Annotated in this window: 12 protein-coding genes; 4 read left to right on the forward strand and 8 right to left on the reverse strand. The window is 70.1% G+C overall.

The genetic code is table 11. The annotated features are described in order from the left end of the window. Window positions 1–39: 39 nt before the first annotated feature. Window positions 40–912, forward strand: a complete 873-nt coding sequence (locus ACG00Y_RS12770) for a hypothetical protein (RefSeq protein ID WP_394479323.1) — start codon at window positions 40–42, stop codon at window positions 910–912. 10 nt (window positions 913–922) lie between these two features. Here the strand turns inward: ACG00Y_RS12770 and ACG00Y_RS12775 are convergent, their stop codons facing one another. The 7 genes from ACG00Y_RS12775 to ACG00Y_RS12805 form a co-directional block, all read right to left on the reverse strand. Beyond that, on the reverse strand, window positions 923–1537 hold the full coding sequence (locus tag ACG00Y_RS12775; protein ID WP_394479325.1) for a glutathione S-transferase family protein: 615 nt from the start codon (window positions 1535–1537) through the stop codon (window positions 923–925). A gap of 13 nt (window positions 1538–1550) precedes the next feature. Then, entirely contained in the window at window positions 1551–2402 is an 852-nt protein-coding gene (locus ACG00Y_RS12780; RefSeq protein ID WP_394479327.1) for a bile acid:sodium symporter family protein, read from the reverse strand. Beyond that, on the reverse strand, window positions 2399–2641 hold the full coding sequence (locus ACG00Y_RS12785) for a hypothetical protein (protein WP_394479329.1): 243 nt from the start codon (window positions 2639–2641) through the stop codon (window positions 2399–2401). The genes ACG00Y_RS12780 and ACG00Y_RS12785 overlap by 4 nt, the downstream gene beginning before the upstream one ends. Further along, complete coding sequence (locus ACG00Y_RS12790; protein WP_394479331.1) at window positions 2610–4913, reverse strand: FdhF/YdeP family oxidoreductase; 2304 nt, start codon at window positions 4911–4913, stop codon at window positions 2610–2612. The genes ACG00Y_RS12785 and ACG00Y_RS12790 overlap by 32 nt, the downstream gene beginning before the upstream one ends. Window positions 4914–4935: 22 nt before the next feature. Then, window positions 4936–5946: a PDDEXK nuclease domain-containing protein gene (locus tag ACG00Y_RS12795; RefSeq protein WP_394479333.1), complete on the reverse strand. Its 1011-nt coding sequence runs from the start codon at window positions 5944–5946 to the stop codon at window positions 4936–4938. A gap of 136 nt (window positions 5947–6082) precedes the next feature. After that, a complete protein-coding gene (locus ACG00Y_RS12800) occupies window positions 6083–7093 on the reverse strand; it encodes a metal-dependent hydrolase (RefSeq protein WP_394479334.1) in 1011 nt (336 codons plus the stop codon). A gap of 3 nt (window positions 7094–7096) precedes the next feature. After that, on the reverse strand, window positions 7097–7558 hold the full coding sequence (locus tag ACG00Y_RS12805; protein ID WP_394479336.1) for a hypothetical protein: 462 nt from the start codon (window positions 7556–7558) through the stop codon (window positions 7097–7099). Between the two features lie 53 nt (window positions 7559–7611). Here ACG00Y_RS12805 and ACG00Y_RS12810 point away from each other — a divergent pair, with 53 nt between their 5' ends. The 3 genes from ACG00Y_RS12810 to ACG00Y_RS12820 all read left to right on the forward strand — a co-directional run bounded on the left by ACG00Y_RS12810 (window position 7612) and on the right by ACG00Y_RS12820 (window position 11469). Beyond that, complete coding sequence (locus ACG00Y_RS12810) at window positions 7612–8712, forward strand: PQQ-dependent sugar dehydrogenase (protein ID WP_394479337.1); 1101 nt, start codon at window positions 7612–7614, stop codon at window positions 8710–8712. A 70-nt stretch (window positions 8713–8782) separates the two neighbouring features. After that, on the forward strand, window positions 8783–10129 hold the full coding sequence (locus ACG00Y_RS12815) for a sigma-54-dependent transcriptional regulator (protein ID WP_394479339.1): 1347 nt from the start codon (window positions 8783–8785) through the stop codon (window positions 10127–10129). Then, window positions 10126–11469 (forward strand): sensor histidine kinase, encoded by a 1344-nt coding sequence (locus tag ACG00Y_RS12820; protein WP_394479340.1) that lies wholly within the window; start codon window positions 10126–10128, stop codon window positions 11467–11469. The genes ACG00Y_RS12815 and ACG00Y_RS12820 overlap by 4 nt, the downstream gene beginning before the upstream one ends. Here the strand turns inward: ACG00Y_RS12820 and ACG00Y_RS12825 are convergent. After that, a complete protein-coding gene (locus ACG00Y_RS12825) occupies window positions 11432–12400 on the reverse strand; it encodes an AEC family transporter (RefSeq protein ID WP_394479341.1) in 969 nt (322 codons plus the stop codon). The two genes, ACG00Y_RS12820 and ACG00Y_RS12825, sit on opposite strands and share 38 nt — an antisense overlap. Between the last annotated feature and the right edge of the window lie 101 nt (window positions 12401–12501).

The raw sequence follows: 12501 nt of genomic DNA on the forward strand, positions 1-12501 counted from the left end.
GCATGGACCGGCTGGCTGCGCGCCGCCGCCCGCCTGCTCATGAGCGCCAAGCGCTGGGCCTTGGCCTTCCTCATCGGGCTGGCCGTCGTGGCTGGCTGGATCTACGCGATGCGCGCGCCCGCCGAAAGGCGGCCGGCAGCGCCCCCCGGGCCGACGGCGGCGGCGCTGCCGCTGAACCGGCCTCCAAGTGCCTTGGCACGCCTGGCCGAAACCAGCGCAGCGAGTGCCGTGGCCCCGCCTGCGGCACCGCACCCGATCACCGCCCCTGTTGCAGCGAAGCCGCGCATCGGCTCCGAAGGCTACGGCCCGCACATCGAACGCGCCCAGGCCGGGAATGACGCGGCCGCCGCCTGGGAGGCCGTGGAGTGGCTGCGGCAATGCGCTTCGAACGAAGAGAAACGCCAAAGCTACGAAGGTTTGCGCGGCGAACGCATCCCGCAGGAAATGCTGGCCCAGTTGATGTTGGAAGCCGACGCCGAAGGGCGCCTGTGCCAGACCGTCACCGCCCGGCACCGGGCGATGCTGCAGGAACTGGCGCTGCGGGCGATCCGGGGCGGGGTGCCGCACGCGGCAACTGGCTTTGCGGAATTGGTCAGCCCCGATGACCTTGCCCCTGGGCTGCGCCAGGAAGTGGCCGACGCGATGCGCCGCGACGCGAACGCGGGGCAACCGGGGAGCCTGGTAGGCGTACTCGCGCGTGGCACCGCCTGGGGTCTGAGTGACGAGGAGCGACTCGCCTACCTCGTCGCTCTCGGTGAAATGCACGGCAATGGCGGCGCTGCCTTGGTCAGGCAGTGGATCGCGCAACGCGCCATCCAGTTCAAGGCCGAGCCCACGCCCCAACAGTTGGCCGCCGCGCAGACCGTCGCACAGCAGATCATCGACCGCGCCCGCGCAAACAAACCGCCCTGAGCGACACGGCTCAAGCCATGCCGTTGCCCACGAACTCCGCAAACCCCGGCCGCGTGCTCAACCGCTGCACCCAGGCCTCCACCGCCGGCAGCTCGGTCCGCGCGATGGGCGCGTTCTTCCAGCGCTGGGCGGACAGGCCCAGCACCACGTCGGCCAGCGTGAAGTCGTCGCCGGTCACGTAGGCGCCGGTCCTGGCGAGCTGAGCGTCCAGGATGCCCATGTGGCGGTTCCAGTTCGCCACACCGGCTTCAATGGCCTCGGGCGTGGCAGGCACGCCGCGCAGCAAGGCCATGAAGGGCACGCGCCACGAGTTGTTCAGCTCGCCGGCCTGCCAGTCCATCCACTGCTCGACCTTGGCACGCGCCCGCGCCTCGGTGGGCAGCAGCGTCGTCGCGTTGCATTTGCTGGCGAGGTAGCGGCAGATGGTGTTGCTCTCCCACAGCACGAAGTCGCCGTCGATGAGCACGGGGATCAGGCCGTTGGGGTTCAGCGCCAGGTACTCCGGCTCCTTGGGCGAACGAAAGCCCGGGCCCCAGTCCTCGCGCTCCAGGTCAAGGCCCAGTTGCGCGGCGGTCCACAGGACCTTGCGGACGTTGATGGAGGGGAGGCGGCCGAGAAGCTTCATGTCCGGCAGTGTGTCACCTGGATCGGCGCAGCCACATCCCGAACAGCAGCCCCGTCAGGTACATGCTGACCGAGTACAGCGCTGCCGGCAGCGCGACCGGGAACTGCTGCAGCACGCCCAGGGCGAGGTAGAGCGCCAGCGTCGAGTTGTGGATGCCTACCTCGAAGCCGATGGCGATGCACAGCGGGCGCGGCAGCCGCACCAGCCGGCCCAGGCCATAGCCAGCGCCCAGGCTCAGCAGGTTGAACACCAGCACCGCGCCGCCCAGCTCGCCGGCCGCGCCGAGCAGCGCCTCGCGCTCCTTGGCGATGGCCGCGACGGTCAGCACCAGCAGCAACACGGCGGACAGCGCCTTCACCGGCTTGTCCAGCCGCGCCGCGATGTCGGGCCGCGCGCGGCGCACCGCCATGCCGGCCAGCACCGGCAGCGCGATGACGCCGATGACCTCCGCCAGCTTCTGCCACGGCAGCGGCACGACCTGACCCCCGCCGGCGTAATGCGCGATGGCCCAGTTGGCGATCAGCGGCAGCGTGACCAGCGACAGCAGCGTGTTCAGCGCCGTCAGCGACAGGTTCATCGCCACATGGCCGCCGAACAGGTGGCTGAAGAGATTGGCCGTGATGCCGCCCGGCGACGCGGCCAGCAGCATCAGGCCGACGGCGTAGAGCGGCGGCAGCTTGAACAACGCAATGACGCCGACGCAGGCCAGCGGCAGCACGACGACCTGCAGGGTCAGCGCCAGCACGGCGGCGCGCGGGTGCTCGCGCAGGCGGCGGAAGTCGTCCCAAGTCAGCGACAGGCCCAGGCCCGCCATGACGACGGCGAGGACGGCGAGCAGCGCATTGGTCAGCACGGCAGCGTTCAAGGCGGGTCTCCGTTGTGGGGCGGCGCGAGGATAGCGGCGGTCCAGCGGCCGGCGTCGTCACATGCAAGACGCACCAGGCCCGGCCCTGGCACACCGCCGAGGCTCGCGTCGCTGAGCGCGGTCAGCTCGCGCAGCAGCACGCTGACGCGCTGGTCCAGCCGCTTGGCCAACCGGGTCAGCGCCACCGGCTCGCCGCCAGGGGCCAGCTCATGCAGGGCCTGCAGCAGTTGCTCGTGCATGCGGGGTCAACACCACCGGGATGGACTTGGACGTCGGCGTGCGCGCGCCAACGGAGAAGCTCTCCAGCGGCACCAGCGGGTTGGTCTCGGGGTAGTAGCTGGCCAGGCAGCCGCGTGGGATGTCGTAGGCCACCAGCAGGAAGCGCTCGGCCCGGCGTTGCTGCACGTCGTCGTTGGCCTCGCCGATGTAGAGGCTGGTGATGTCGACCCAGTCGCCGGCCTTCATGCCGAGATCACGGATGTCGTCGGCATGGATGAAGACGACGCGGCGGTGGCCCAGCACGCCACGGTAGCGGTCGTCCAGGCCGTAGATGGTGGTGTTGTATTGGTCGTGCGAGCGCAGCGTCGTCAGCGTGAAGACGCGCACGTCACGGTGGCGGTCGGCGGCGCGCTCGACAGCGAGGTCGGTGGGCAGCGCGTGCGTGCTGAACTCGGCCTTGCCGCTCGCCGTGGCCCATTGACGCTCGCTCGCCGTGTTGCGCAGGCGGAAGCCGCCTGGCGCCTTGATCTTCTCGTTGAAGCCGGCGAAGTCGGGCAGCACGGCTTCGATCTTGTCGCGGATGGCGGCGTAGTCGCCCGCAAGCCGCAGCCACGGCGTGCGGCTGTGGGTCAGCGTGGCCGCCGCCATGCGCGCAACCAGCATGGGCTCGGACAGCAGGTGCTCGCTGGCCGGCGCATTCATGCCGGCGGACAGGTGCACCATGCTCATCGAGTCCTCCACCGTGACGCCCTGCGGCCCGGTCGCCTGCACGTCGATCTCGGTGCGCCCCAGAACCGGCAGCACCAGCGCCTGGCGGCCGTGCACGACATGGCTGCGGTTGAACTTGGTCGTGATGTGCACGGTCAGCTCGCACTGCCGCAGCGCGCGCCAGGTGGCGGCGGTGTCAGGTGTTGCCGCCGCGAAGTTGCCGCCCATCGCGATGAAGACCTTGCCGCGGCCGTCGAGCATCGCTTCGATGGCGCCCACCGTGTCGACCCCCGGCTCGCGCGGCGGCTCGAAGCCGAAGACTTCGCCGAGCCTGTCGAGGAAGGCAGCGGCCGGCTTCTCGTAGATGCCCATCGTCCGGTCGCCCTGCACATTGCTGTGGCCGCGCACCGGGCAGGCGCCCGCGCCTGGCCGGCCCAGGTTGCCGCGCAGCAGCAGCAGGTTGACGATCATCTGGATGGTCGCCACCGAATGCCGGTGCTGCGTGATGCCCATGCCCCAGCAGGCGATGACGCGCTCGCTGCTGCCGTAGATGTCGGCAGCCTGCTCGATCTGCGCGCGGGTCAGGCCGGACGCTTCGACCAATGGCTCCCAGGGCTGCTCGCGCAGTTCGGTGACGAAAGCCTCAAAGCCCGTCGTGTGAGCGGCGATGAAGTGGGTGTCCAGCACACCCAGTTCGACGACGCGCTTGCACATCCCCTTGAGCAGCGCGAAGTCCCCGCCCACCTTGAGCTGGAAGTAGTGGCTGCTGATCGGCGAGTCGCCCAGCGTGGCCATCTCCAGCGCGTTCTGCGGGTCGGCAAAGCGCTCCAGGCCCCGCTCGCGCAAGGGGTTGAAGCTGACGATGCGCGCCCCGCGTTTGCGCGCTGCGCGCAGTTCGCCCAGCATGCGCGGGTGGTTGGTGCCGGGGTTCTGGCCGAAGACGAGGATGCAGTCCGCCTGCTCGAAATCGTCCAGCGTGACCGTGCCCTTGCCGACGCCGAGGGTCGGCTTCATCGCCGAGCCGCTGGGCTCGTGGCACATGTTGGAGCAGTCGGGGAAGTTGTTGGTGCCGTACTCGCGCACGAACAGCTGGTACAGGAAGGCGGCCTCGTTGCTGGTGCGGCCGGAGGTGTAGAAGATGGCCTCGTTCGGGTCCGGCAGCGCCTGCAGTTCGCGGGCGATCAGCGCGAAGGCGGCGCCCCAGGTGGTGCGCTGATAACGGTCGGTCTGGGCGTCATAGACCATGGGCTCGGTGAGGCGGCCGGTGGCTTCCAGTTCGTAGTCCGACGCTTCGGCCCATTCGGTCAGCGTGCGCGCACCGATCACTTCCGGCGTCGCACGCCGCGCCGTCGCCTCGGCCGCCACGGCCTTGGCGCCGTTCTCGCAGAACTCGAAGGTGGAGCGGTGATCGCGGTCCGGCCAGGCGCAGCCGGGGCAGTCGAAGCCGTCGGTCTGGTTGGCGTGCAGCAGGGTCTTGGCGCCCTTCACGGCCACACCCTGCTCGTTGAGATGCTTGGCGACGCTCTTCAACGCGCCCCAACCACCGGCGGGGCCGTCGTACAGCTCGATCTTTTGCTCGCTCATGGCGGGCACAAACTCCTTCCCCTCACTCATCGCCCGCAACCTCGTGCGTCGCCAGTAGCTCATGCAGTCTCGCAGCAATCAATTGCTTGTCGGGCAGTTGCAACTGGTACTGCGCCACCAGCGCGGGCGACAGGTTGCGTGACATGGCGTACTCCACCACTTCGTCATCCTTGTCACGGCATAGCAGCACGCCGATGCTGGGGTTCTCGTGGGGCTTCTTCACGTCGCGGTCCAGCGCCTCAAGATAGAAATTGAGCTGGCCCATGTGCTCGGGCTTGAAGGGCCCCACCTTCAGCTCGAAGGCCACCAGGGCCGACAAGCCCCGGTGGAAGAACAGCAGATCGATGAAGAAATCCTGGCTGCCCACTTGCAGGCGGAATTCTTCGCCCACGAACAGGAAATCCTTGCCAAGCTCCAGCACGACGGCCTTCATGTGCTGCACCAGCGCCCGCTTCAGACCACTCTCGCTGTGCGGCTCGGGCAGGCCCAGGAATTCGAGGACGTAGCGGTCTTTGAACACCTCGCCCGCCGCAGGCTGCAAAACTCTCAGCGCTGCCGAGAGTTTTGGCGGGCTCAGCGTGGCGCGCTCGAAGCTGGCGGCATCGATCTGCCGCTCCAGTTGGCGCGAGGTGTACTTTTCTTGACGGCACAAGGTCAGGTAGAAGCGCCGCTCTTCGGGCGATTTGCAGCGCGAGAAGATGGTGGTGTTGTGCGTCCACGGCAGTTCTCTCACCAGCGGCGCGAGTTCTTCATCGCCTTGGTAGGCCTCGTAGAACTGCTTCATGCGCCAGAGGTTCTTGTCGCTGAAGCCTTTGATCGTCGGATCGGCATGCGCGATGTAGCGGGCCAGCTCGGCCACCACGCCCTTGCCCCAGCCGCCCTGGGCCATCTTGTGGCTCAAGGTCCGCCCGATGCGCCAGTAGAGGTCGATCAAGGCGGTGTTGGCCTGCGCAAACACGCGCTGCCGCGTTTGCTGGATGTGGCCCAGCACTTCGGCGAAGTCCTGATGGCGGCTCTCGGGATAGTCACTCATACGCGCTCAACCCCGCGAGCTCGTTGGAATGCTCGGCCACACCCTTCAACTCGCCCCAGCCGCCCGCTGGCCCGTCGTAAAGCTCGATCTTTTGCTCGCTCATGGCGGCCAGACTAGCACTGCGCCAGGCATGGGCTCACCGCGGCGGGGGCAGCGGCTCGCCCCACAGGCGCCGCCACAGCCACGGCAGGCCACGGCGCAGGTCCAGCCTGGCGCCGAGCTGCTCCGGCGGCGTCAGCGGCCTGGCTGAGGTGCCTTGTTCGGCGACCGCGAACGTGAAGATGTAGCTCGGCTCCTGGCCCATGCGCAGGTCGGTGACGAACAGCCGGGTGTCGTCGGCGTGCAGCTTGTAGAACCCCTTGCTGAAGGCAGTGATGCGCTGCACGCCTTCAATGTCTTGCAGCGCGTCGCTCAGCGCCGCGCCGCGCTCGAAGCGGTCGAACGTGATCCTCGGCTCGGCATCGAAGAGTGAATAGAAGCCCTCGTGATAGTGCGGGCCGGCCAGGGCGACCACGCGCCACAGCACGCTGTTGAAAGCCGTGGGTGTCACCAGCACTTGCTCGGCGTTGATGCCCTGCGCGGCCAGCGAGTCGCGAGCCAAGCGCTCCACATGCGCTTGCGCCGCCAAGCCCCAGGCCAGGTAGGCGGTGCTGATCAACAGCCCGGCGGCGTTGGCCTTCAGGCCGCGCGTGCTGCCGCGCGACGCCAGCGCCCAGCCGGCGCCGGCGAGCAGCGGCAAGGTGTACAGCGGGTCGATGATGAAGACGCTGCCGACCCCGAACGGCCGATCACTGAACGGCAGCGCCAGCTGGGTGCCATAGACCGTCATCGTGTCCAGCAGCGGGTGCGTCACCAGCGCCAACCACATCGCCAGCCACCAGCGCCGCCACTGCGGCCACTCGCCATGCAGCCGTGCAATGGCGGCTGCCAGCGGCAGCGAGAACAGCGTCAGCCAGAACAGCGCATGCGTCTCGGCGCGGTGCAGCACCATGTTGCGGATCGGATCGCCGTGCTCGATCAGCACGTCCAGGTCAGGCAGCGTGCCGGCCACGCCACCCCACAAAGCCGCCTTCCACACGGCGGTGCGCCGGCCCATGACGGCCACGCCGACGGCGGCCCCGAGTGCGAGCTGGGAGAGGGAGTCCATGCCCTAGAGCCGCGCGGAAAGCCGGGCCGCGAGCCAGCCGCCCAGCGCGGCGCCTGCAGCCATGCTCAGCAGGCCGGGCCAGCCGCGCGTCGCATCGATGAACACCGGCATGGGCGCGAGCGCATCCACCGCCCGCACCGCAGCCACCATCCCCGCGCCGGCAGCGGCGGTGAACAAGGCGGTGCGCGCCGACGGCCATCGCTGGGCCAGCCACGCCGCCAGACCCAGCGCCGGCAGCCAGCCAGCGGCCAGGATGCCAGCGTAGACAGGGGCAAAGCCGGCCAGGTCTTGCAGCGTGGTGAGCGCACGCACGCCCGGCGGCACGGGCACGCCGAGCGCCACCAAAGCCTGCAGGTTGAACTGCGTCTGCACGACCGAACCCCATGCGGCAGCCAGCAGCCAGCCCGCCGCCAGCGCCAGCAGGACCCGGGGCCAGTGCCGTGGACCGGCGTTGCCTGCGGCCATCGAAAGACTTGGAGAACTCATGCGCCGTGTCGATGTTTCATACTGCCCGCATGATGCGACATGCACTGATGGCCCTGCTGGCGGCCGTGTTCAGCGCGGGCGCGGCGCAGGCCGCCGGCTATCGCGTGGCCACGGTGGCCGCCGGCCTAGTCCACCCCTGGTCGCTGGCCTTCCTGCCCGACGGGCGCCTGCTGGTCACCGAACGGCCGGGGCGTCTGCGCGTCATCGAGCCCGGTGCCAACGGCCAGCCGGCCCTGCGCAGCGCGCCCGTGCAAGGCGTGCCGCATGTGATGGCGCAAGGCCAGGCGGGGCTCTTCGATGTGTTGCTGCACCCGCAGTTTGTCGAGAACAGGCTGCTCTACCTGTCCTTCGCCCACGGCACGCTGGCGGCGAATCACCTGCGCGTGGTGCGCGCCCGGTTCGACGGCACGCGGCTGCTCGACGTGACACCGGTCTTCACCTCGCAGCCGGCCAAGCAGGCCAGCCAGCATTTCGGCGGCCGCCTGGCCTGGCTGCCCGACGGCACGCTGGTGCTGGGCATGGGCGACGGCAATCTGGAGCGCACCGACGCGCAGCGCCTGCACACCCACCTGGGCAAGCTGCTGCGCATCAACGCCGACGGCAGCGTGCCGCGCGACAACCCCTTCGTCGCCACCGCCGGCGCGCGGCCCGAGATCTACAGCCGGGGCCATCGCAACCCGCAGGGCCTGGTGACGGTGGGCGGCGAGCTCTACGCGCACGAACATGGCTCGCGCGGCGGCGACGAACTCAACCGCATCTCACCCGGGGCGAACTACGGCTGGCCCATCACCACCGGCGGCATCGACTACACCTACGCCCGCATCACGCCCTACCGCAGCCTGCCGGGTGTCGAGCCGCCGCTGCTGGAATGGACGCCCTCGGTGGCTCCCGCCGGCCTGGCCTGGTACGACGGCGCGCTGTTCCCCGCCTGGCGCGGCAGCCTGTTCGTCGCGACGCTGAAGGAGCGCAGCGTGCGCCGCGTGCCGATGTCGGGCGGTGCAGCGGGCGTGCAGGAAGTGCTGTTCCAGGAGCTGGGCGAACGCCTGCGCGACGTGCGCGCCGGCCCGGACGGTGCGCTCTACCTGCTGACCGACAGCGCCGACGGCCGGGTGCTGCGCGTGCGGCCGAAGTGAGCGCGACCCGCCGCTATCCTCGCGCCAGGCATCTCCGTGAGACTGCGGCCTGCATCTGGCTGGAACCCAAGTGACCCTGCGACGCGTACTGATCATCGACGACCACCCCGGCGTGTGCCAGGCGCTGGAACTGCTGCTGTCCCTGCACGACATCGAGGCCAGCGTCGCCGCCAGCCCCGAGGCCGGTCTGGCGCTGCTGGAGACGCGGCCGTTCGGGCTGGTCATCCAGGACATGAACTTCACGGCCGACACGACCTCGGGCGAGGAGGGCGAGACGCTGTTCCGCGCCATCCGCGCCAGGCTGCCCGACCTGCCCATCATCCTGCTGACCGCCTGGACGCGGCTGGACGCCGCCGTGGCGCTGGTCAAGGCCGGCGCGGCGGACTACCTCGCCAAGCCCTGGGACGACGCCAAGCTGGTGGCCACCGTGGAGAACCTGCTGGAGCTGGGTGAAGCCAACCGCGAGATCGCGCAGTTGCGCGAGGCCCGTCGCGAGCGGCGTGCGGCGCTGGCGCGGCGCTACGACCTGGCCGGTGTCGTGTTCGGCTCGGACGCGACGGCCAATCTGCTGGAGCTGGCCGGCCAGATTGCCGCCGCGCCCGTGCCGGTGCTGATCACCGGGCCCAACGGCGCGGGCAAGGAGCGCATCGCCGCCTTTGTGCACGCCAACTCGGCGGCCAGGGACGGCGCCTTCGTCGCGCTGAACTGCGGCGCGCTGCCGGCCGACCTGATCGAGGCCGAGCTGTTCGGCAGCGACAGCGGCGCCTACACCGGGGCAGCCAAGGCGCGCGTGGGCCGCTTCGAGGCGGCGGACGGCGGCACGCTGTTCCTGGACGAGATTGGCAACCTGCCGCTGGCCGGCCAGGTGAAGCTGCTGCGCGTGCTGGAGACCGGCCAGTTCGAGCGCCTGGGCAGCAGCAAGACGCGCCAGACCCGCGTGCGTGTGCTGTCGGCCACCAACGCCGACTTGCGCGCTATGGTGAAGTCAGGCGCCTTCCGCGAAGACTTGTTCTACCGGCTCAACCTCATCGAGCTGAAGCTGCCACCGCTGGCCGAGCGGCGCGATGACGTGCTGCCGCTGGCCGAGCACTTCCTGGCCGGCCGCGCGCGACTGGGTGAGGCCGCGCGCGAGGCGCTGCTGGCACACCGCTGGCCGGGCAATGTGCGCGAGCTGAAGAACGCCGTCGAGCGCGCGGCGCTGCTGTGTGGCGGTGGCGAGATCACGCCGGGGTTGCTCGGCGTGGAAGAGTCGGCAAGCAACGGTGGCGCGTATCGCAACCTCGACGAGCCCAGCCGCGAGGCCGTCATGGCCGCGCTGGACGCGGCGGGCGGCATCGTCAGCCGTGCGGCCACGCAGCTGGGCCTGTCGCGCCAGGCGCTGTACCGGCGGCTGGAGCGTTACGGGATCGCGCCTTGACGATTTCTCTGCGCACTCGCGCGCTGCTGGCACTCGCGGTGTCGGCGACCGTGCCGCCGCTGGTCATCCTGGGCGTGCGCCGTATCGGGTTCGAAGACGGCACCGCGCTCGCCGTCGCCATCCTGGTGATGCTGCCGCTGCTCACCTGGCTGGCGGCGCTGTGGCTGGCCCCGCTGCTGCGCCTGACGCGCGCCTTGGAAGGTGCCGTGCTGAGCTACCGCGACGGCGACTTCAGCCTCAACCTGGCGCCCGACGGCCCGCGCGAGCTGGGGGCGTTGACCCGCCTGCACGCCGACATGGGCCTGGCCCTGCGCGAGCAGCGCCAGCACCTGGCCCAGCGGGAGCTGCTGCTGGACACCGTCGTGCAGAACACGCCGGTCGCGCTGGTGCTGACCGCCGCGAGTGAACGCATCGCCATTGCCAACCTGGCCGCGCGCCAGCTGCTGGGCGATGGCCGCAGCCTGGTCGGGCTGGACTTCCCCACCATCATCGCCACCCTGCCCGAGACGCTCCGCGAAGCCCTCGCCAGCGACGGTGACCGGCTCTTCACAGTGACGCTGCCCGACGGCTCCGAAGAAACCTTCCACCACAGCACGCGCAGCTTCCGCCTGCAGGGCCGGCCGCATCGTCTGCGGCTGCTGCGGCGCATGACGCGGGAGCTGTCGCGCGCCGAAGTGGCGACGTGGAAGCGCGTCATCCGCGTGCTGAGCCACGAGCTGAACAACTCGCTGGCACCGATCTCGTCCCTCGCGCACAGCGGCGCCGAGCTGGCCCGGCGCGGCGACACCGAGCGGCTGCCGCAGGTGCTGGCCAGCATCGGCGAGCGGGCGGCGCATCTGCATGGTTTCCTGAGCGGCTATGCAAGCTTTGCCAAGCTGCCCGCGCCGCGACGGGAGGCGGTGGAATGGGCGCCCTTCCTGAACCGGCTGGCGACGCTGGGCGAATTCAACCTCGACGGCGACGTGCCGAGCGAGCCGGGCTGGTTCGACGCGGCGCAGGTGGAGCAGGCGCTGTTGAACCTGATCAAGAACGCGCACGAGTCGGGCAGCGACCCGGACGACATCGCGCTGCGGCTGGCGCTGGTGGGCGCCGAGCTGCGCATCGAAGTCCTGGACCGCGGCCCCGGCATGAGCGAGGCGGTGCTGGCACAGGCGCTGCTGCCGTTCTATTCGACCAAGCGCTCCGAACCTGGATCGCAAGGCGGCACCGGCCTGGGCCTGGCGCTGGCCCGCGAGATCGCCGAAGCGCATGACGGCCGAATCGCGCTGGGCAACCGCGAGGGCGGCGGGCTGCGTGTCGTCATCAGCCTGCCGAGATCAGGATCGCCGCCAAGCCGCTGAAGGTCAGGAAGGCCAGCGCCGTCGACGCCAGGATGATCCGCGCGATGCGGCCGTTGTCCGCGCCGTAGCGCTCGGCCAGCAGCGACACATTGCTGGCGCTGGGCAAGGCGGCGGCCAGGGTCAGCGCGATGAGCTGGCCCTGCGACAGCGGCGCGCCCAGCCAGCGCGCGGCGGCCGCCAGCGCGAACACCAGCGCCGGATGCAGCAGCAGCTTGATCGCCGCGACCGGTAGGTACAGAGACAGCGGCGTGACGCGCCCCGCCGCCCGGTTGGCGCGGCCCGAGCGGCTCAGCACGGCGCCGATGGTGAACAAGGCCACCGGCGAGGCCGCATCGGCCAGCATGGCGATGGTCTTGTCCAGCGGCCCCGGTAGCTGCACGCCCAAGGCGCCTACGGTCGCACCCACGGCGATGGCCCAGGGCAGCGGGTTGGACGCGGCCGCCTTCAGCGCCTGCACAAAGGCCGCCCGCTCGGCGCGCAGGTTGGTGCCGGCCTGGGCCAGCGCGATACAGACCGAGCTGGTCACGAACAGGTCCGCCAGGATGGTGCTGATGACGACGCCGCCCGCCGCACTGCCCAGCAGCGCAACGATGAGCGGCACGCCCATGAAGCCGGTATTCGGGAAAGCCGCCACCAGCGCACCGAGGGCGGCGTCCTTCATGCCCACGCGCGGCGATAGCGTGACGGCCACCGTGAAGAAGACGATCAGCAAGGCCGCCGCCAGGTAGACGCCCAGCAGCGCCGGGTTCAGCAGCTCCAGCACCGGCGTGTCGCGCCCGAAGCGGAACAGCAGACAGGGCAGCGCAAAGAACAGCACGAAACCGTTCAGGCCCGGGATGGCGCTGTCGGGCAGCGGCCCGCGCTCGGCGGCCAGCCAGCCGCACAGCACGAGGGCGAAGAAGGGGAAAGTCGTGGCGAGGACGGCCAGCATGGTCGCGCGCGAGTATCGGGGGCCGTGAGCGATTGCGCGTCCACACCCGTTTGAGTGGCAGCGTGGGATGGCCGCACCCTGGGGTCACCCCTAATATGCGG

The sequence above is a fragment of the Pelomonas parva genome (assembly GCF_043555835.1).
Taxonomy (GTDB): domain Bacteria; phylum Pseudomonadota; class Gammaproteobacteria; order Burkholderiales; family Burkholderiaceae_C; genus Pelomonas; species Pelomonas parva.

Coding starts and splice junctions, on each gene's coding strand:
- ACG00Y_RS12770 (WP_394479323.1), top strand. CDS start 40: ATGAGCGCCAAGCGCTGGGCCTTGGCCTTCCTCATCGGGCTGGCCGTC.
- ACG00Y_RS12775 (WP_394479325.1), bottom strand. CDS start 1,537: ATGAAGCTTCTCGGCCGCCTCCCCTCCATCAACGTCCGCAAGGTCCTG.
- ACG00Y_RS12785 (WP_394479329.1), bottom strand. CDS start 2,641: ATGCACGAGCAACTGCTGCAGGCCCTGCATGAGCTGGCCCCTGGCGGC.
- ACG00Y_RS12790 (WP_394479331.1), bottom strand. CDS start 4,913: ATGAGCGAGCAAAAGATCGAGCTGTACGACGGCCCCGCCGGTGGTTGG.
- ACG00Y_RS12795 (WP_394479333.1), bottom strand. CDS start 5,946: ATGAGTGACTATCCCGAGAGCCGCCATCAGGACTTCGCCGAAGTGCTG.
- ACG00Y_RS12800 (WP_394479334.1), bottom strand. CDS start 7,093: ATGGACTCCCTCTCCCAGCTCGCACTCGGGGCCGCCGTCGGCGTGGCC.
- ACG00Y_RS12805 (WP_394479336.1), bottom strand. CDS start 7,558: ATGGCCGCAGGCAACGCCGGTCCACGGCACTGGCCCCGGGTCCTGCTG.
- ACG00Y_RS12810 (WP_394479337.1), top strand. CDS start 7,612: ATGCGACATGCACTGATGGCCCTGCTGGCGGCCGTGTTCAGCGCGGGC.
- ACG00Y_RS12825 (WP_394479341.1), bottom strand. CDS start 12,400: ATGCTGGCCGTCCTCGCCACGACTTTCCCCTTCTTCGCCCTCGTGCTG.